Raw genomic sequence first — 16,932 nt, 5'->3', positions numbered from 1 at the left:
CGTCCGCTCGTCCTGCCCTTGTCGCGAAACCGGCCCGCTCGATCCCGGCCCAGCCGCCGCCCGGTGACGGGTCGGCGAGGTCCATGACGATCGGCAGGATCCGCTTCTCGCCCTCGGCGCGCAGCTGGCGGTAGAGGGTGTCGACGACCGCGGGGTCGGCCTCGACGGCGACCACGTACCTGGCCTTGGCGGCGGCCTGGCGGCTGAACACGCCGTCGTTGGCGCCGAGGTCGAGGACGAGGTCGTTGTCCTCGCCGAGCGCGCTGTCCACGAATCGTTGCTTGGCTACCCGGTCGTCCTCGCTGTAGCTGCACGTCTCGCGGTACTCGCCCCAGTGCGTCGCCGGCGGCGTCCAGTCGAGCTTGTCGACCAGCTTGGCGATCGCCCGCACGGCCGCTTGGACGAGCTCGCTGTTGAACCCCGCGTCGCGCAGCTGCTCGCGGACGGCGCCGGTGCTGCGGTCGGCGTTCCTCGACTGGATGCTGTCGTGCAGGTGTACGTGCTTGAGCACGCCGGCCGCCAGCCGCTTGGTGCCGCCGAACAAGCGGCGCATCTGGGCGGGCTCGACGCCGTCGATCTGGGCCCGGAGCAGGGGCCGCGGATCGAGGTCGAGGTGCGCCTGGAGCATGAGCGGGTACAGCAGCGTCTGGCAGAACTGCCGGTAGCCGGCCCAGGGCTCCCCGGGCTTCGCGGGCTCGAAGGAGCCGACGTCGATGAACTCCGGCGCGGCGCCGCGCCACTGCAGGTTGTAGGCCGAGCCGTCCTTCATCGTGAAGCCCGCGGCGAGCGCGTCCTGCAGCAGCTTCAGGTGGAGCCGGGCCGCGTCCTGACGCATCGCGTGCGACCACTCGTACGGGAAGCTGACGAACGGGATCGGCTCGTGGCGCAGCGTGGCGCTCCAGACGCCGGGCAGCTCACGGTCGACCTCCTCGGTCTTCGTGAGCGTGCCGTCGGCCTGGGCGCGGGCGAAGAAGTCGCTGGTGCGGAGGACCTTCCAGTCCTGGGCGGCCTGCGCCCCCAGCCCGCGCAGCACCTCGCCGCCGGCGCGGAACACACGGGTCTGGGGGTCGCGGAAAGAACCCGGCTCCGCGTGCGGCCGGGTGGGTTCTGGTGTCACCGAGCGCTCAGTCCTTGTCGGCCGTCGCCGCCGCGGGCTGCTGCTGCTCGACCGCGGGTGCTGTGGTCGCCGCGGTCGGCGTGGTCGTCGCAGTCGGCGTGGTCTGCGTGGTCTGCGTGGTCGCTTCCGCGGGCGTCTTGCGGCGGAACACGCCGGTCAACCGCCGCCAGTACATCTTCGCGGCGACCACCACGCCGGCCGTGCCCGCGACGATCGCCTGCACGATCAGGCTGCCCGACCCAGCGTCCAGGTAGGCCAGATGAGGCTCCATCCCGCCGTTCTCCTCCCTCTTATGCCACCGCGCCCACGCGACCGCCCCCGCGATCGGTTGAAGCACGCGGTGTTGTCTGCCCCGTCCTCCCCGGCACCGCGTCATCGCGCCGACCACACCTGTTTCCCACCGCGTCAGGTGTTTGTCATGTGCCGTGCCCCGACCCTACGCTTGAGATCGGCTCCGCGCAGCGTCCGCAGCGTACCGTCTGCATCGTTTTGTCCGACATGCCAGGGTCCGATTCGTTCAAGACCCGTGCACCGGCGCTGTTTTACGTTGCTTTCATGACTCTCCACATCGATGTTTTCGAGCTGGTCGTGACCGACATGGCCAAGTCGCTCGCGTTCTACCGCGCCCTGGGCGTGTCGATCCCCGCGTCGGCGGACACGGAGCCGCACGTCGACGTGCCGCTGCCGGGCGGGTTGCGGCTGGCCTTCGACACGGTCGAGACGATCCGGTCGTTCCACCCGGGTTGGCAGGCGCCGACGGGCTCGCCGCGGGCGTCGCTGGCGTTCCGCTGCGACTCCCCGACGGAGGTGGACGAGGTCTACGCCCGCATGACGAAGGACGGCTGGAAGGGCGAACTGGCCCCGTTCGACGCGTTCTGGGGCCAGCGCTACGCGACCCTCCACGACCCGGACGGCAACGGCGTGGACCTGTTCGCGGCGCTCCCCTGACCCCGGCCGGGCGCGCGCAGCGGGCATCGGCGCGAGCCGACCACCGCACGACGCGGCTCAGCCCGACCCGCCGCGCTAAACGGCCCAGCGCGAGCCGAACCCGGGCCATGGGAAGGCCGAGCCCGCCAGGCGGCCGGACCGTGCCGCGCCACGCACCGCGCGGCTCAGCACGACCACCCCGGCGCCCGGCACCGCATCAACCGACCCACGCCATGCCGAGGCCAGGCCTGCCCCGCGCGGCGATCAGGCCAGTTCGAGCTGGCCCAGTGGCACGCCGGCCAGGGCGCGGACCTCGCGGGACAGGTGCGGCTGGTCGGCGTAGCCCGCGTCGGCCGCCGCGGTGGCTTTCGGTGCGCCGGCGCGCAGCAGGGCCAGCGCACGACGTAGTCGCAGGATGCGGGCCAGCGTCTTCGGTCCGTAGCCGTACAGGTCGCGGCTCGTGCGGTGCAGCGCGCGTTCGGTCAGGCCGACCTCCGCGGCGGTCGCGGTGACGGTGGCACCGGCGGCGAGGCTTCGCGTGATCACCTGGGCCCGGGGATCCGGACCGCCGGCTGCCCGCAGCCTCGCCTCGGCTAGTCGGTCGAGCAGGTCGCCGCCGCCGCCCGCGGCCATGCCGTCCGCGATCTCGCGGACCGTCGCAGCCGGCCAGAGCACGTCGAGCGGCACCCGCTGGTCGGTGAGCTCGCCGGCGGGAAGGCCGAACACCGCCGGGCCCGTGCCCGGCGGGAAGCGTAGGCCGATGACCAGGTCGCCCGCCGTTAGGTCGGACAGCCCGGCGGTGGTGTCGGGGCCGGCCACCATCAGGCCGGTGCGGCTCGACCAGATCAGGTCGGTGCAGCCGTCCGGCAGGATGCGGGCCTCGCGCGACGTGGTCACCGCGCGCCGCCACAGCACCCCGCGGGTGCGGGGGGCGCGCCACTCGTACGGGCTCATGCTCCGCATGTTCCCACCGCGGTACGACGTTTTACTCGTCCTCGTCCTTGGCCCCGTCCGGGGCGTCGCCGCTGCCGAAGCCGAGGGCGATGCCGATCGCGAGGCCGATGCCGATGCCGGACGCGATCCCGGTCGCCAGGTTGTCGAAGACGAACATCCCCAGCACGACGCCGATCACGATGCCGAGTGCGATCCCCGTTCCCAACGTCCGACTCCGGGTCACGGCGGCTCCCCTCCGTCGATGTCCCCTGCGCCTACCCGTAGGACTCCGCCGGCAAACCGGTCATTCGCCCGTTTCGTCGTCTTCGGCGAACAACGGCAGCCGTACCGTGAAAACGGTCCGGCCAGGCTCGCTCGCAACCGTGACGTCGCCGCGGTGCGCGCCCACGACGGCCGACACGATCGCGAGTCCCAGGCCGGTGCTGCCGGCGGCGCGCGACCGCGACGAGTCACCGCGCGCGAACCGGTCGAAGACCTCGCCCTGCAGCCCGGCGGGGATGCCCGGCCCGTCGTCGGTGACGGTGAGTACGGCCGTGTCGTCCCGCACGGTCAGCCCGGTGACCACGGTCGTGCCCGGCGGGGTGTGCATGCGAGCGTTGGCGAGCAGGTTGGCCAGCACCTGGTGCAGCCGCGGCCCGTCGCCGCTCACCACGATCGCCTCGGTGGGCAGGTCGAGCCGCCAGTGGTGGCCCGGGCCGGCGACGTGCGCGTCACCCACCGTGTCGACGACGAGCGCGGTCAGGTCGACGGCGCCGTCGGCCAGCGGCCGGCCGGCGTCGAGGCGGGCGAGCAGCAGCAGGTCCTCGACCAGCGTGGTCATCCGCGCGCTCTCCGACTCGACCCGGCTGATCGCATGGGCGACGTCGTCCGGCACCGGTGCGGGGTTGCGGCGGGTCAGCTCGGCGTACCCGCGGATGGCGGCCAGCGGCGTCCGCAGCTCGTGGCTGGCGTCGGCGACGAACTGGCGTACCCGCGTCTCGCTCGCATGCCGCGCGGCGAACGCGTCGCTGACGTGGGTGAGCATCCGGTTGAGCGCGGCGCCGACCCGACCGACCTCAGTGTCAGGATCTTCATCGGGTACGCGCATCGGCAGCGCCACCTCGCCCCGGTCCAGCGGGACTTCGGTGACCTGGGCGGCGACGCTGGCGACGCGCTCGAGCGGGCGCAGCTCACGGCGGACGATCAGTGCACCGGCGGCGCCCGCGAGCAGCAGCGCCCCGGCGGCGATCGCGGCCTCGATGATGAGCAGGTGACGCACCGTGTCCTCAACGGGCTCGAGCGGGAGCCCGATCACGATGGTGCTGCCGGAGTCGACCCGCGCCGCCAGTCGGTAGTCACCCAACGTGGCCAGCTCGCGGGTGTACGCGCGCCCGTCGGCGGGCACGCTCGCAAGCGCGGGATGGGCTGCCTCCGGCACCTCGAGGATCGTGGTCGTCGAGTCGGGGTCGCGGCGGCCGGACAGCGTGACGGTGCCGCCGTCGACGCGGGCGGCGAGGGTGTCGGGCGGCTGGCCGTTGATGGCCGGACCGACGTCGACCCAGGCGTACGGGGGTGGTGGCGGACGCGGCCCGCCATGCGGTCGGCCGTCGGGTCGAGGCGGGCGGCCGGGCGGCGGGCTTCCACCCGCCCGCGGGTCGTCGCCGGTCTGCGGGTTCTGCGGGCAGGTGCCCGCCGACGGGTTGCTGCCGGCCTCCGGATCATTGCCGGGCTGCGGGCTCGCACCGGCCTGCGGATCTTTACCGGGCTGCGGGCTCGCACCGGCCTGCGGATCGTTGCCGGGCTGCGGGCTCGCACCGACCTGCGGATCGTTGCCGGGCTGCGGGCTCGCGCCGGCCTGCGGATCGTTGCCGGGCTGCGGGCTCGCACCGACCTGCGGGCTCGCGCCGGTCTGGGTATCGCTTCCGCCGGACTGCCCGTTCCCCGTCTGCCCACCGCCGGACTGACCGTCACCGAACTGGCCGTCGCGGTCGGGTGGTGGGTCGAGCGGCCGCTCTCCGATGGGTGGCAGCCCGGCCCGGAGCTGGCTCTCCGCGAGCTGTCGGTCGACCTGACCGACCAGCGACCTCCGCAGCGCGATCGTGGTGATCGCACCGGTCGTGACGAGAACGACCGCGAGCAGGGCGACCACGATGAGCAGCAACCGCGCGCGCAGCGTTCGCCGGCGCCGACCACGAGGCGCCGGAGGCGCCGGGGAGAGCGCCTCCGGCGGCTCAGTCGGCGGGCTTGAGGACATACCCCGCGCCGCGCAACGTGTGGATCATCGGTGCGTTCCCGGCGTCGATCTTCTTCCGGAGGTACGAGATGTAGAGCTCAACGACGTTTGCCTGCCCGCCGAAGTCGTAGTGCCACACCCGGTCGAGGATCTGTGCCTTGCTGAGCACCCGTCGCGGATTGCGCATCATGAACCTGAGCAGCTCGAACTCGGTCGCGGTCAGTGCGATCAGGGTACCGGCCCGGCGTACCTCGTGCGAGTCCTCGTCAAGCGTCAGGTCCCCGACCACGATGACGGCCTCCTCGCGCGCGCTGACCCCGACACCGGCGCGGCGCATCAGGGCGCGCAGCCGGGCCACCACCTCTTCGAGGCTGAACGGCTTGGTCACGTAGTCGTCGCCGCCGGCCGTGAGGCCCGCGACCCGGTCCTCGACTGCGTCACGCGCGGTGAGGAACAGGACCGGGACGTTCGGGGCATGGACCCGTAGGCGGCGCATGACCTCGAGCCCGTCGAAGTCCGGCAGCATCACGTCGAGCACGACCGCGTCGGGCTCGAACTGCCGGGCCTCCTGCAGCGCGCCGGATCCCGTGCCTGCCGCGCGTACCTCCCAGCCTTCATAGCGAAGCGCCAGCTGCAGCAGGTCGGTGAGCGTGGGTTCGTCGTCGACGACGAGCACCCTGATGGGAGCACCGTCCCGGCGCCGGAAGTCCGCGAGCCGCCCATCACCGATCGTGACCATGCGGGACATCGTGCCGGTGCTTGCTGTGCGCGGTTTAGCGGTTCCCTGTGCGCCACCTGTGAGTCGTCTTTCGGTCATGGCTGCTCTGGTACGACCGCGGCGAAGAGCGCGACGACCGGTTCCCGTAGGCCCATGAAGGTGCCGCCGCGCTCGCCGCTGGGGCCGACGACGTCGAGCATGAGCTCGTTGATGCCGCCGACCAGGGCGAGCGCCATCGGCGGCGTGAGCGGTGCGATCTTCGGATTGGTGGTGCGGGCCTCGTCGACGACGTCGACCAGGGTCTGCGCGAACTCGCGCTGCATGCGCTGGCGCATCCGGTACGCGCGTACGCCGGCGGCCTGCATCTCGACGACGACCGCGCGGTTGACCGGCAGCAGCGCGTCGAGGGTGCCGAGGTAGGCATCGGTGAGCGCGCCGATCCGGTCGGGCCACGGCTGTTCCTTCGTCCCGGCCCCGCGCAGCACCGCCATGATCCGGCTGCACGCGTCGCCGTACAGCGCGAGCAGGCAGTCCTCCTTGTCGGCGAAATGCTCGTAGAAGGTCCGCTTCGAGACGCGCGCGTTCGCCACGATGTCCGCGATCGTGGTGGCGGCGTAGCCTTTCTCGGCAACGGCGTTGGCGAGCGCGAGCTCGAGGCTCGCGCGGACGTCGGCCGCGGTGCGCGGGGCGGTCATGGCTGTCGCCTCCGGATGGCTGCTCGTGGAGGTTTCGTGGACGCCGACCCCCGACACTGTGCCATCGCCGTCATCGGCGCGGGCTTCGGCGGTATCGCGGCGGGCCTGCGGCTTCGTGCTGCGGGCCGCACCGATTTCCTGATCTTCGACCGGGGTACGGAGGTCGGCGGCACCTGGCGCGACAACACGTACCCCGGCTGCGCCTGCGACGTCCCCTCCCACATGTATTCATTGTCGTTCATGCCCAACCCGGCGTGGACCCGGAGTTTCTCCGGCCAGCCGGAGATCTGGTCCTACCTGCAGCGGTGTGCCGCGTCGCTGCGGGACCGGCTGCGGCTCTCGCACGAGGTCCGCAGCGCGGCGTTCGTCGACGGCCGCTGGGTGCTCGACACCTCGCGGGGTGCGTACACCGCTGATTTCCTGGTCGCCGCCGGCGGCCCGTTGTCCGCGCCGGTGATCCCCGCGGTGCCCGGCCTGGCGGACTTCGCCGGCGAGACGTTCCACTCGGCGGCCTGGAACCATGACCTCGACCTGCGCGGCCGGCAGGTCGCGGTGATCGGGACCGGCGCGTCGGCGGTGCAGTTCGTGCCCGCGATCGCGCCGACGGTCGCGCGGCTGTCCCTGTTCCAGCGCACGGCCCCGTGGGTCCTGCCGCGCGGCGACCGGGACCTCACCGACCGGGAACGCCGCGCGTTCGCCCGCGTTCCGGCGCTGCGCCGGCTGGCCCGGGCGGGCGTCTACTGGGGACGCGAGATGGCGGCGCTGGGGTTTCTCCATCCGCCGATGATGCGGTTCGCGGAACGCACGGCCCGGCGGCACCTGTCGACCTCGATCGCGGACCCGGCGCTGCGGCGGGCATTGACCCCGACGTACCGACTGGGCTGCAAACGCGTACTCCTCTCGGACGATTTCTATCCGGCCCTGACCCGCCCCAACGTCTCGCTGGTCACGTCACCGATCACGTCGGCAACGCAGTCGTCCTTGATCACCACCGACGGCGCCGAGCACGCCGTCGACACGATCATCTTCGGCACGGGATTCCACGCGACCGATCCCCCGCTGGCATCCGTGATCCGCGGCGCGGACGGCCGAACGCTGGCGGACGCCTGGGGCGGCAGCATGCGGGCGTACCTGGGTTCGTCCGTGGCCGGCTTCCCGAACCTCTTCCTCTTGCTTGGTCCCAATACCGGTCTCGGCCACACGTCGGTGGTGTTCATGATCGAATGCCAGATCGACCATCTGCTCCGTCTGCTGGCCCACATCGATTCGGCCGGCGGCGGTGGGTGGGAACCGACGGCGGCGGCCCAGTCCCGCTACGTCGACTTCGTCGACCGCCGGATGATGGGGACGGTCTGGCAGTCGGGTGGGTGCCGAAGCTGGTACCAGGACGGCACGGGCCGCGTGTCCGCCCTCTGGCCAGGCCACACGTGGTCGTACTGGCTACGCACCCGCCGCTTCACCGCTGGCGCCTACCACCGCACCTCTCCCCCGTGACACCCAGCGGGCGGAGCCGGTGCCGGACGCACACCAACCGGGCCCGACCGGCGACGGAATGGCCAGGCGCAAGCCGCCGTGCGGGTTGCCCTACGCCCGCCGTGCCGGCGGCTGCCCGACGCCCGGCCACCTCGGCCGGGTGCAAGCCCCCTACCGCGCGGTTGCGGCGGGCGGCGCTGCCATGCTTGGCTCGCCACCCGCTGCTGGCAGCACGTCGCCGGTAGCCCCTCCGGAGGTGATCGCATGAAAGACACCGTCGTGTTCATCACCGGTGCCGCACGCGGAATCGGCGCGCACACCGCCCGGCTGGCCGCAGCCCGCGGTGCCAAGGTCGCCCTCGTCGGCCTGGAGCCGTACCTCCTCGCCGATCTGGCCGCCGACATCGGCGACGCTGCCCGCTGGTTCGAGGCCGACGTGACCGACCAGGCCGCCCTCGACGCCGCGGTCCGCGGCACCGTCGACGCCTTCGGCGGCATCGACACGGTCGTCGCCAACGCCGGCATCGCCAACCGCGGCACGATCGCGGTCGGTGACCTGGAAGCGCTGGTCCGCACCATCGACGTCAACCTGCTCGGCACCGTCCGCACGGTCGGCGCTACGGTCGCGGCGGTGTCCGCCCGCCGCGGGTACTACCTCCTCGTCTCCTCAGCCGCCGCCTTCGCGGCGTTGCCGGGCATGTCCGCCTACTGCGCCGCGAAGGCCGGCGTGGAGCATTTCGGCAACGCGATCCGGCTCGAGCTCGCCCACCGCGGCGTGGACGTGGGTACCGCCCACATGAGCTGGGTCGACACCGACCTCGTCCGAGACGTGAAGGACGACCTGCCCACCTTCCGCGCGGCCCTGGACCGCATGCCCGGCCCGTTCGGCCGCAGCGTCCCGGTCGAGCGCTGCGCCGCCAGGTTCGTCGACGCGATCGACCACCGCCGACGACGCGTCTACGTCCCGCGCTTCGTCGCGCTCGCGTCGGCCTTCCGCTCGGTCGCCAACGGCCCGCTCGGCGGCTGGGTCACCCGCCGCGCGGCCGCCACGTCCGTACCCGAGCTCGAAGCCCAGCTGGCCGCCCTCGGCCGCGGCTACGGCCGCAACACCGCACCGCAGCAGCGATGACCAGCACCGACCTGATCCTGCCGCACGGCGTCGGCGGGACCCGGGAACCGGGCTTCGATCCCAGGGACAGGTTCAGGCCAATCCGTAGACCCCACGTGTGAACCGCCGCCAAACAGGTCCGGCCCGAGATCAACGTCGTCGGGACGCCCTCATCGCTTGTCAGCCTCGCGGAGCATCGCGTCCGCCTCGGGGTCGGGCATGAGCTCCCGGACCTCCTGCGCACAGCCCATGCCAGCGCCTCCTCGCGTGAGTCAACCTCGATGGCCGAGAACCCCGCCCCGGATCCGACGCTGTGCCAGAAGATTCCTCCACGGGATCTCTGTCGCCCGCGTCCGTGAGTGCCATCTCGCGCTCATTGCCCGCCCGGGTCACCCGGCCCGTCGTCTGCGTCGGCGTACGCACCCCGCCCTCGCCTGTGAAAAAGTGCCTGGGTGACGACTGCCCCCCGCCGCACCTGGTACCGACCCATGCGGTCCCGGTCTTCGACCGAACCCCATCGCGCGTCGACGCCGTTGGAGCTGTTCTTCGACCTGTGTTTCGTCGTGGCAGTCGCGCAGGCGGCCGTGCTTCTCGAGCACGACGTCGCCGAGCATCACTTCGCGCATGGGATCCGCTCCTACTTCATGGTGTTCTTCGCCATCTGGTGGGCGTGGATGAACTTCACGTGGTTCTCTTCCGCGTACGACACGGACGACGACATCTACCGCCTCTCGGTGCTGATCGCGATCGTGGGCGCACTGATCATCGCGGCCGGCATCCCGCGCTCCTTCGAGAGCGGGAACTTCCTGATCGTCACCATCGGCTACTCGGTGATGCGATTCGCGAACGTCGGCCAATGGATCCGGGCGGCCGTGTCGGACCCCGCGCACCGCGCGGCCGCGACGCGCTACGCGATCGGCGTGACCGTGGTCCAGGTCGGCTGGTGGCTCAACCTGCTCGTGCACGGCAGCACGGAGTACTGGGTCTTCCTCGGCCTCGTCGTCGCCGAGCTGCTGGTGCCGATCGTGGCCGAACGACCGGGCATGACCCCGTGGCATCCAGGGCACATCGCCGAGCGCTACGGCCTTTTCACCCTGATCGTCCTCGGCGAGGCCGTGCTCGCCGCCTCGGTCGCCTTCGAGGGCGGCCTCGGCAGCGGCGCCGACGCCGAGCTGATCTGGCTCGCGGCGGCGGGCATCGTCATCGTCTTCGCGATGTGGTGGCTCTACTTCGACCGCGAGACCGCCCCGACGCCCCGCTGGAACTTCCTATGGGGGTACGGCCATTACCTGATCTTCGCCTCGGCCGCCGCCGTCGGGGCGGGCGTGGCGGTGAATGTCGTGCACCGCACCGGTGAACCACACATCTCCGACGCCGCGGCCGGGTACGCGATCGCGATCCCGGTCGCCGTCTACACCCTGTGCGTGTGGGGCCTCCATTACGTACCGCATGAGCGTGGCCTCCTTCTCTTCACACCGCCCGTCGGCGTGACGCTGATCCTGCTGGCGCCACTGTGGCCGGCGACCCCGCAGGTGATCGCGGTGGTGCTGGCGCTCGTGGTGGCGGTAACCGTAGTCCTGACGCGTCGCGCCGTGGAGTTATCCACAGACGAGAGTTATCCACAGGCCGATCCTGCCGATTGACCGATCGGTGGCATGCTGACCGCCGTGGCAGACCCCAAGCGCACCGACGACCTCCGCGTGATGCCCTGGTGGTACGTGCTCCTCGGCGTGCTGCTGGCCGTCGCGCTCGGCTGGCTGGTCCTCGACTGGCTGCTCGGCGAGGCCAACCGCGCCACGGGCGTCGACACCCGCGCGACGCTGCGGGTCGACGCCATCCGCACCGGCCTGACTGTCGTCGCGGGCACGGGCGGGGGCCTGGCACTCCTGCTGGCCGCGCGGCGTCAGTGGCTGAGCGAGCGGGCCCAGCGCCATCAGGAGTTCACGGCGACCCGCGACCACTCCCACCGCGAACGCATCCAGGCGCACACCGAACAGGTCGCCACCACGACCCAGCGGAACCAGGAAGAGCAGACGCGCATCGCCGAGTACGACGCGACCGAGCGCCGCGTCACCGACCTGTTCACGAAGGCCGTCGACCTGCTGGGCAGCGACAAGGCGGCGGTGCGACTGGGTGGCCTCTACGCACTCGAGCGGCTGGCGCAGGACAACATCAGCCAACGCCAGACGGTCGTCGCGGTCGTCTGCGCCTACCTACGCATGAGCGACGAAGACGAGAGCGTCGAAGCTCCGCAGCCAAAGGCGGCCAACCACGAGGATGAGGTACGCCGCAGCGCTCAGCGGCTGCTCACCCGTCACCTGCGAGCCGACGCGCCGGATGGCTTCTGGCCGGAGGTGCGGCTCGACCTGGCCGACACCCGACTGGTCGACTTCGACGCGAGCGGTTGCACGCTCATAGACGCCGACTTCACCGGCGCACAGTTCTTCGGCATCACCCGGTTTACCAACGCTCGCACCGAGGGACGGCTGACGCTGGCCCGGGCCACCCTGGACACGGTGACCTTCGACAACCTGACGACAACGGGCGACCTGATCCTGGACGACTGCGTCATCACCGACGAGACGACGTTCGACCGCGCCAGCTTCGGCGGCGAATTCTCAGCGCGACGCGCCCACTTCGCGACAACCTCTTTCGCGGAGGCGGTGTTCGACAAGACGGCGTCCTTCGACCACGCCAGATTCGACGGGACGACCTCGTTCCGCGCAGCGGTATTCCACAGTGGTCTGTCAATCGAGCGCGGAACCTTCGCCAACGACGCCCTCTTCCGGGCGTCGCGGTTCGAAGACATGGCGTTCTTCCGCTGGACGGCGTTCCAGGGCGATGCCTACTTCGAGAACGCGGTGTTCGAGGGTGCGGTCAACATCGGCCGCGCGGAGTTCCACGCCCGCGCGAGCTTCGCGGGCGCCACGATGCGCCGCCGGCCCAACATCGACCATGTAAGAGCCACCGCCCACCAGACCCACGTCTGGCCGGCCGGCACGACAGCCGAGAAGGAGGATGACGACTGGATCGTCCTCATCGACCGCCGGCCCTAGCCCTCGGGTGGATCGCACGACCTCAGGTGTGCAGGCGCGAGCTTGGTCCGAATCGCCGCACCGCGACGAAGCCGGCCCCCGCCACCGCCACGAAGACCCCGAACGAGGTCAGCAGCGCCGCGACCGTGTCGCCCTCCTCTCGCTCGGCCGGCTGCGGTTGGGCCGGGAGTCCGACCAGCAGGGTCGCCTTGCCGGCCAGGCCGTCGTCGCACGCGGCCTCCAGCGCGTACCGGCCGGGTGCCGCCTCGGCCGGGATGAGGTAGGTGACCCGGAAGGCGCCCGGTCCACCCGCCGGGTAGGGCTCGAGCGGCAGTTCGGGTGGTCCGCCGACCGGCATCACGTTCACGCTCGCCGAGGTGGCGCGCGCGCCACACCCCACGTCAATCACCGTCGTCCGGCCAGGCAACGAGTTCGGAGCGAACACTGTGGCATCGGCGGCTGCCGGCCCGGCGCCCGCCAACACCGACAACCCCACCACCGACACGCCGACCACGACACGCCAGACAGAGCGGCGCAGCGACGCGCCCACAACCGTTGGCCGCCGCCACGGCAGGCCGACCGCGCTCCTTCGGACCGAGCGGCTTGAAGCCACCGGCCACGGCAGGCCGAACCCGCCCGGCTGGACCGAAATGCCCGAAGCCACCCCCGCATCGATTCGCCGCCGCACCCATGACCCCGACACGCCGACCCCGACACGCCCAACCGAGCGGCCCAAAGCCACCCTCACATCGAATCGCCACGGCACCCACGAGCCCGATACATCGACCCCGACACGCCCGACGGGCGCCGTCACCGGCACGTCCTGAGCCGACCCCCGACCAGCGCCGGGCCGCGACTCGACACAAGCATGACGCGCCGGCGGACGTGCCGCATTGCGACCAGCTCGCCGCATGACGCCACCCACCCCCGACCGTCGCTGCTAGCCACAGGAGACCAGAAAACCCCGGCCCACAGCCGATTTCCGCCATTCAGGCCCGACCAAGGCCACACTCCACTTAAGATGACCCGGCGATCCGCAGGCCGGCCTTCCGGGCACCGAGCAGATCGAGGTACCCCACGATCCGTCGATGGATCCGCTCCCACTCCCCGCGCTCCTCGGCCGGGCCCGACAGCTTCGCCGCCGACACGTCGACCACCCGGGCCGAGGGCCGGTACCGCATGAAGGTCGGCACCGCCGACGCCGACGTCGCCTTCCACCGCCCGGGCCCGACGCGGGTGAACGTGAACTCCGCGACCACGGCATCCTGCGTGTTCTCCGGCGACCCGTCCGGAAAGCGGGTGGTCAGGTTGCCCAACCCGTACGCCACCCACTTGTCGCCGATCTTCTCGAACGGCTGGACCACGTGCACGTGATGGCCGACGATCAGGTCGATGTCCGGCGACCCGAGCAGCTCCCGCGCCAGGTCGAGCTGATCGTCGTTGGCCTCGTTCTGGTACTCCGTGCCCCAGTGCAGCGACGCCACCACGATCTCCGCGCCGGCGGCGCGCGCCTGGCGGGCCGCGGCCAGCACCGCGGACGCCGAGAGCAGGTTCGCCGACCACTCCTTGCCGGGCTCCCGCAGCAGGCCGTTGAAAGAGAACGTGTACGACAAATGGGCCACCCTGACCCCGCGTACCGCCAGAATTGTCGGTTTTGTGGCCTCCGCCGGCGAGCGGGCCGTGCCCGTGTGCCGGATGCCGACGCGGTCCAGGTTGTCGAGGGTCCGCTTGATGCCCGCCATGCCCGTGTCCAGCGAATGGTTCGAAGCGGTCGAGCACGTGTCGAAACCGGCGTCGGCCGCCGCGTCGGCCAGCGACGGCGGCACGCTGAAGATCGGGTACCCGGTGAACGGCCCGGTCCGCTCCGCCAGCGGCGTCTCCATATGACAGATGCCGAGGTCAGCGGTCCGGATCCGGGGCGCGACGCCGGCCAGCACCTTCGTGAAGTCGTGCGCGCCCGGGCGACCGGCGTCCGCGGCCGCCTGGTCGGTGAGCTCCGGGTGGACCAGCAGGTCGCCGGCCGCCGCGATGGTGATCGAGTCGGGGGCGGTCGCGACCCGCGGCTTGCCCGTCACGCCGATCGGAAACAGCGCCGGCAACGCGGTCACGGTGGGCAACCAGGCCAGCCCGAGAGCCAGCACCACCGGCACGGTGCCCAGAGCCATCGCACGGGTCAAAGCCGGCAAAACCCGCTTAGCGGGCTCATTGTCCATAACAGACAATTTTCGCTGGCTCGGGGGCCGGTCCGCGGGTGAACGGCGAAAGACGATCAAGCAACAGGTGTACGGCGAGCCGACCCGGCGCTCGGCCCGATGGTTACCGCTACTCCCCCATTCGACCGAGGCGGCGGCTTGAGCCCCGATTGCAGGCAGACGCTTCCGAACTGCCAGGCTTGTCCGCGTGTGCATGGATTAAACGGACAAGACGGTATGGCGCCTTGCCGGCCCGAGCCCTCCCGGGGTCGTCCCACCTGACTAGCTACCCGTCGACCGAATGTGGCACAGACCACAAAAGTGCCAGGTCAAAGTGGTGCGAGCCCTGTCTAACCTCTTCGGGTGCCGCCCAAGGAAATCGGAAAACATCGACATGACGGAATTCGCCCGACTAGCCGTTCGGTTGAGGTCACTTCAGACGGACAGCCGGCCGGCCGCCACAGACGAGAGATAGAGCCGAAGGAGCTGAGCAAGCTCCGTCGCGTGCTCCAACCGATATTCGCCACCCCCGCCGCACGCATCGGGCTCGTCGCAGGCCTCGCCTGCTGCCTCGGCCTCGCGGCCGCGGTCGAGACCCGCGACGCCAACGAGCCGGCCCGGGCCGTCACCTCAGTGGCAGCCGCGGAGCAGGCGGCGGCGAGAGCCGCGGCGGAACGGTCACTGGCCGAGACGCAGCAACGCGCGAACCGGTCCAGCGCCCGCACGGCCCTGACCCCCACGGAGACCCCCACCCCCACGCCGTCGGCGAGCACCCCCACTCCGCCGGCCCCGACCAAGACCACGACCACGACCCCCACCCGTAAGCCATCCCCCCGCAAGACCAGCACCACGAAGGCGACCGCTGCCAGGACGACAACCGCGACGGCCAAGCCCAAGCCGAAGCCGACCGTCGTCGCGCCGGTGGCGGGCCTGACCCAGGCGCAGATGAACAACGCCGCCACGATCGTCAAGACCGGCGTCAACATGGGCATCCCGGAGCGCGGCCTGATCGTCGCGATCGCGACCTCGATGCAGGAGAGCAACCTCTACAACCTGGCCAACACCGGGCTGCCGGAGTCGCTCAACTACCCCAACGAGGGCACCGGGTACGACCACGACTCGGTCGGCCTGTTCCAGCAGCGCACCAGCACCGGCTGGGGCACCGTGCAGGAGCTGATGACGCCGGCCGTTTCGGCGTCGAAGTTCTTCGCCGCGCTCCAGCAGGTCTTCGGCTGGCAGAACATGTCCATCGCCGGCGCCGCCCAGGCGGTGCAGGTGTCCGCGTTCCCCGACGCGTACGCCCAGCACGAGGGCGCCGCCACCACCGTGGTGGAAGCGCTCATCTGACCCGGTTGACGGAGCGGACCCGGGCGGCTTGCAGGTCGCCCGGGTTCGTCGTCTCAGCGGATGACCGAGGTGCGCCGCCCCCGCAGCCGAGGCCACTTGCCTTTGCCCTTGCCGTCCTTGCCGTCCTGGGTTTGATCACCATCGTCATTCCCGGGTACGGCGGAGCGTGGCGCCTTGGGCGGCCTCTTCTCGTCGGGCGCCGGGCGATCCTCGTCGCGCGCGGCGTCCCCTGCGTCCGCGGCGGGAGCACCGGACCGCAGCGGCGGCAACCCGTTGTCACCGACGTCGGCCTTGGCGGACAGCCCCGCCGGCCGCGGTGGCTCGTCCTCCGGACCGCCGGCGCCCCGCTTACCAGCCGCGCCTGCGCTTGACCCGCTTCCGTTTCGTCTGCCGCTTCCTGCCCGTTCCTCCGACGCCCGTGGGGCGCTGGTATGGCCAGAGGGGCTGTTGTCCGCGTTCTCGACCGCCCTGCCGTTGCCGGACGCCGCGCCGCCGGCAGGCTTCCCGCTGGCGCCACCGGCGCCGTTGCCGTTGCCGTTGGTGTCCGCGGCCCGTCCGTTGCCGGCAGCCCGCCCACGGCTCTCGGCGGTCCGCCCGCCGTGCCCGGGCCGCCCGGCTCCGTTGCGCCCGTCGGCGTTCGCCGGACGCCCGGTCGCCGCGGGCGCAGCGGGCCGAACGGTGCTGTTGGCAGCGGAGGCCGGCGCCCGCCCGGTGATCGGCACACCGGTCCGGCCACTCTCGCCCGAGCCGCCCTGGGGCTCGGCGCCACCCGCGGACGCCGCGCCGGCCTGAGCCCCGTTGCCACCCGCCGGGCTGCCTTTGCTGCCTGCGCCCGCGCCAGCCTGCGGGTTCGCGCCTTGCGCGGCGCTGGCGCCACCAGCCGCCGGCCGAGTCGGCGCGCCCTTGCTCGCGGAACCAGTCGCGCCGGAACCGCCCCCATCGTTCGCGCCTCCCGCACCGGGCGCAGCGCCATTCGACGAACCCGCCGCCGTCGGCCGCGAAGCGGCACGACCCGCTCCAGCCGCCCCGTTGGCCGCCGCCCCATCGGGCGACTTGGGAGCCCCCGCAGCGTTCACCTATCCGCTCGTCGCCGTCGGCGGCCTCGGCGCGAAGAAGGGGGCCGAGGCGTTCAACGCCATGCCGACCAAGCTCAGC

The 16,932-nt window shown here is 71.7% G+C and carries 16 protein-coding genes; 7 read left to right on the top strand and 9 right to left on the bottom strand.

All coding sequences use genetic code 11. The features are described from left to right. Nucleotides 1–1,117, bottom strand: a 1,117-nt coding sequence (locus tag AB0H87_RS23525; protein ID WP_360149337.1) for a methyltransferase, incomplete at its 3' end; no start/stop codon positions are given. 7 nt (nucleotides 1,118–1,124) lie between these two features. Beyond that, nucleotides 1,125–1,388, bottom strand: a complete 264-nt coding sequence (locus AB0H87_RS23520) for a hypothetical protein (RefSeq protein WP_360149340.1) — start codon at nucleotides 1,386–1,388, stop codon at nucleotides 1,125–1,127. A gap of 284 nt (nucleotides 1,389–1,672) precedes the next feature. On the opposite strand from AB0H87_RS23520, the gene AB0H87_RS23515 reads away from it, so the two are divergent. After that, complete coding sequence (locus AB0H87_RS23515) at nucleotides 1,673–2,065, top strand: VOC family protein (RefSeq protein WP_360149334.1); 393 nt, start codon at nucleotides 1,673–1,675, stop codon at nucleotides 2,063–2,065. Nucleotides 2,066–2,308: 243 nt separating this feature from the next. Here AB0H87_RS23515 and AB0H87_RS23510 read toward each other — a convergent pair whose 3' ends face one another. The 5 genes from AB0H87_RS23510 to AB0H87_RS23490 all read right to left on the bottom strand — a co-directional run bounded on the left by AB0H87_RS23510 (nucleotide 2,309) and on the right by AB0H87_RS23490 (nucleotide 6,623). Then, entirely contained in the window at nucleotides 2,309–2,998 is a 690-nt protein-coding gene (locus AB0H87_RS23510; protein ID WP_360149331.1) for a helix-turn-helix domain-containing protein, read from the bottom strand. 31 nt (nucleotides 2,999–3,029) lie between these two features. Next, a complete protein-coding gene (locus tag AB0H87_RS23505) occupies nucleotides 3,030–3,221 on the bottom strand; it encodes a hypothetical protein (RefSeq protein WP_360149328.1) in 192 nt (63 codons plus the stop codon). Nucleotides 3,222–3,281: 60 nt separating this feature from the next. Then, a complete protein-coding gene (locus AB0H87_RS23500) occupies nucleotides 3,282–5,138 on the bottom strand; it encodes an ATP-binding protein (RefSeq protein ID WP_360149325.1) in 1,857 nt (618 codons plus the stop codon). A 70-nt stretch (nucleotides 5,139–5,208) separates the two neighbouring features. Next, nucleotides 5,209–5,949 carry a response regulator transcription factor gene (locus tag AB0H87_RS23495; RefSeq protein WP_360149322.1) on the bottom strand — a complete coding sequence of 247 codons (741 nt, stop codon included), beginning with the start codon at nucleotides 5,947–5,949 and terminating at the stop codon, nucleotides 5,209–5,211. Nucleotides 5,950–6,023: 74 nt separating this feature from the next. After that, nucleotides 6,024–6,623, bottom strand: coding sequence for a TetR/AcrR family transcriptional regulator (locus AB0H87_RS23490; RefSeq protein ID WP_360149319.1), 600 nt, complete (start codon nucleotides 6,621–6,623; stop codon nucleotides 6,024–6,026). 36 nt (nucleotides 6,624–6,659) lie between these two features. Here AB0H87_RS23490 and AB0H87_RS23485 point away from each other — a divergent pair, with 36 nt between their 5' ends. The 4 genes from AB0H87_RS23485 to AB0H87_RS23470 all read left to right on the top strand — a co-directional run bounded on the left by AB0H87_RS23485 (nucleotide 6,660) and on the right by AB0H87_RS23470 (nucleotide 12,259). Continuing rightward, a complete protein-coding gene (locus AB0H87_RS23485) occupies nucleotides 6,660–8,117 on the top strand; it encodes an NAD(P)/FAD-dependent oxidoreductase (RefSeq protein ID WP_360149316.1) in 1,458 nt (485 codons plus the stop codon). A gap of 243 nt (nucleotides 8,118–8,360) precedes the next feature. Continuing rightward, nucleotides 8,361–9,224 (top strand): SDR family oxidoreductase, encoded by an 864-nt coding sequence (locus tag AB0H87_RS23480; RefSeq protein ID WP_360149313.1) that lies wholly within the window; start codon nucleotides 8,361–8,363, stop codon nucleotides 9,222–9,224. A gap of 431 nt (nucleotides 9,225–9,655) precedes the next feature. Further along, nucleotides 9,656–10,846 carry a low temperature requirement protein A gene (locus AB0H87_RS23475; RefSeq protein ID WP_360149310.1) on the top strand — a complete coding sequence of 397 codons (1,191 nt, stop codon included), beginning with the start codon at nucleotides 9,656–9,658 and terminating at the stop codon, nucleotides 10,844–10,846. Nucleotides 10,847–10,870: 24 nt separating this feature from the next. Continuing rightward, complete coding sequence (locus tag AB0H87_RS23470) at nucleotides 10,871–12,259, top strand: pentapeptide repeat-containing protein (protein WP_360149307.1); 1,389 nt, start codon at nucleotides 10,871–10,873, stop codon at nucleotides 12,257–12,259. 22 nt (nucleotides 12,260–12,281) lie between these two features. Here AB0H87_RS23470 and AB0H87_RS23465 read toward each other — a convergent pair whose 3' ends face one another. Both AB0H87_RS23465 and AB0H87_RS23460 read right to left on the bottom strand, forming a co-directional pair. After that, nucleotides 12,282–12,605 (bottom strand): hypothetical protein, encoded by a 324-nt coding sequence (locus AB0H87_RS23465; RefSeq protein ID WP_360149304.1) that lies wholly within the window; start codon nucleotides 12,603–12,605, stop codon nucleotides 12,282–12,284. A gap of 649 nt (nucleotides 12,606–13,254) precedes the next feature. Further along, the gene (locus AB0H87_RS23460; RefSeq protein WP_360149301.1) at nucleotides 13,255–14,403 is read right to left on the bottom strand and encodes a CapA family protein; all 1,149 of its coding nucleotides are present in this window, start codon (nucleotides 14,401–14,403) and stop codon (nucleotides 13,255–13,257) included. Nucleotides 14,404–14,934: 531 nt separating this feature from the next. On the opposite strand from AB0H87_RS23460, the gene AB0H87_RS23455 reads away from it, so the two are divergent. Then, entirely contained in the window at nucleotides 14,935–15,777 is an 843-nt protein-coding gene (locus AB0H87_RS23455; RefSeq protein ID WP_360149298.1) for a hypothetical protein, read from the top strand. Between the two features lie 447 nt (nucleotides 15,778–16,224). Further along, nucleotides 16,225–16,569 (top strand): hypothetical protein, encoded by a 345-nt coding sequence (locus tag AB0H87_RS23450; RefSeq protein WP_360149295.1) that lies wholly within the window; start codon nucleotides 16,225–16,227, stop codon nucleotides 16,567–16,569. Nucleotides 16,570–16,932: the final 363 nt, after the last annotated feature.

The organism is Asanoa sp. NPDC050611 (genome assembly GCF_040654855.1).
Taxonomy (GTDB): Bacteria; Actinomycetota; Actinomycetes; order Mycobacteriales; family Micromonosporaceae; genus Asanoa.
This window is presented reverse-complemented; position numbering and strand designations above follow the sequence as displayed.